Raw genomic sequence first — 2,047 nt, 5'->3', positions numbered from 1 at the left:
CCGTATTGATCTTCTGATTTACATTTTGGGCATGTACCTTTAATGAAACGGTCAGACAAGAACATCCCTTTTTCTGGGTCAAATAATTGAGTTACAGGACGAACTGCAATATTTCCAGCTTCACGGTTTTTAATATAGATATCTGTTGAACGTGCTTTGTTTGCATCGCTATGCGTTGAATCGTAATGATCGAAATGTACACCAAAACCGTCAAAATCACGGATGTGTTCTTTTTGAACATTCGCAATTTGCTCTTCTGGGCTAATACCATTTGCTTCGGCACGTAGCATAATTGCTGTACCGTGAGCATCATCCGCACATACATAAGTCACATCATGACCCATTGCTCGCATGGCACGAACCCAGATATCTGCCTGGATGTAACCGAGTAAATGACCCATATGAATTGGACCATTAGCATAAGGGAGGGCATTAGTGACTAAAATTTTACGCACGGATTTCATTCTCTCATTCGTATTTATAAGGTGGAAGATTTTAACTGATGCAGGGAGATAAGCAAAGATTAATAATCTCCAGCTTGGCATAAGCGATTTCTATTAAAATGGATTTTGGTCAGGCATGGTTTCTCTTTAGAACAGATAAATAAATCAAAAAATATTTGAATCTTCCTGTATTGTCTTTGTTTCAAATTGCAGTTACGGTCAGAAAATAAGCCATAACGATGTATAACTAATAACTTATTTCAGGTAATTTTTTAATTAACTATGAGGATAACAACGATGACTACAGAAAATAAATTAGATGAATTAAAGGCAAAAGCGGCTGATGCAAAAGTACAAGGTGAAAAAGCTTTGGACGATTTAAAGGAAAATGTAAAAGAGAAACAAGCTTCTGGTAAAGAGGCTCTTGAAGAAAAAGCAACTGATTTAAAAGGTAAACTTGAGGATGTTCAGCATAGTCTACAAGATAAGTTTGATCATTTGCGTACAGAAGCAGCTCATAAACTTGACGATGCTAAAGCCAAAGCTGCGGAATTAAAGGAAGAGGCTGCTACAAAATTGGATGAGTTGAAAACGCAAGCAACCGCAAAACTTGATGAGTTGAAGAAAACTGCGACCGATAAACTCAATAAATTAAAGAACCATGATTCTGCTGAATAAGCTGATTTAAACTAAAATCTGCACTCCTTACCTAAAAGATGAGATGTGAAGTTAGTAATTATTCATCCCAAGGTGAGCGAGTGCGGAGCAATACTGTTACACTATCTCCATTAAGCTGTAATGATCTGTTTTTGGAGTAAACAATATGTCTTGGCTTTCTTCATTAAAGTCCGTTTTTTCACCCGCACAAGAGGTGAAAGAAGATGAAATCCAAACCGTACTCCAAAATTATTTATTACCGGATTCAAAAGATGCTTTAAAGGAGCGTATTAGTCAGCTTCAAGTTCAGGGTCGTGTATTACAACTTACGATTAATACATTTCCTGATGAAAAAGAGCATTTGCAGCAAATCCATGATGATTTAGCGGGTGCATTAGAAAAGTGCGGTATTGAAGAACTTAATTTACACGTGGTTCAACAAAAGCGCCCTACACAAGAAAGTTCAAATTTACCTCCTGTACTTGACGCCTCACCTAAATCAGAACCAGATCCAAATAATCCACCGATTCAAAAAGCCGCTCCGCAACAAAGAGATGTTCCTCTTCACCCTCGCATTAAGAATGTTATTTTAGTTTCATCTGGAAAGGGTGGTGTTGGTAAATCGACAACTACGGTCAATTTGGCACTTGCCTTGCAAAAAATGGGACTTAAGGTTGGAGTTTTGGATGCCGATATCTATGGCCCAAGTATCCCGACAATGCTAGGCAATGCAGGCAAAACACCTCTTATTGAAAGTGAAAATTTCGTGCCTTTAGATGCCTATGGAATGGCCGTGTTATCGATTGGACATTTAACTGGTGATAACAACACACCTGTCGCGTGGCGTGGGCCAAAGGCAACGGGGGCTTTAATGCAACTGTTTAATCAAACGCTTTGGCCTGATCTAGATGTACTCATGATTGATATGCCGCCGGGTACTGGTGATA

Annotated in this window: 2 protein-coding genes and 1 pseudogene; 2 read left to right on the top strand and 1 reads right to left on the bottom strand. The window is 38.7% G+C overall.

What is annotated here, in order from left to right; all coding sequences use genetic code 11:
- A partial coding sequence (locus tag J536_RS23820; RefSeq protein WP_155758163.1) for a class I tRNA ligase family protein occupies positions 1 to 455 on the bottom strand: 455 nt, incomplete at its 3' end.
- 294 nt (positions 456 to 749) lie between these two features.
- On the opposite strand from J536_RS23820, the pseudogene J536_RS23815 reads away from it, so the two are divergent.
- Both J536_RS23815 and J536_RS23810 read left to right on the top strand, forming a co-directional pair.
- Positions 750 to 1,121 (top strand): annotated as a pseudogene (locus tag J536_RS23815) (hypothetical protein); the annotation flags it as partial.
- 145 nt (positions 1,122 to 1,266) lie between these two features.
- On the top strand, positions 1,267 to 2,047 hold a 781-nt coding region (locus J536_RS23810; RefSeq protein WP_032064208.1), incomplete at its 3' end, for a P-loop NTPase.

It is taken from the genome of Acinetobacter sp. 809848, assembly GCF_000581275.1.
GTDB classification, from domain to species: Bacteria; Pseudomonadota; Gammaproteobacteria; order Pseudomonadales; family Moraxellaceae; genus Acinetobacter; species Acinetobacter pittii.
Note: the sequence above shows the minus strand (reverse complement) of the source record. Positions and strands in the feature narration are given on the sequence as shown.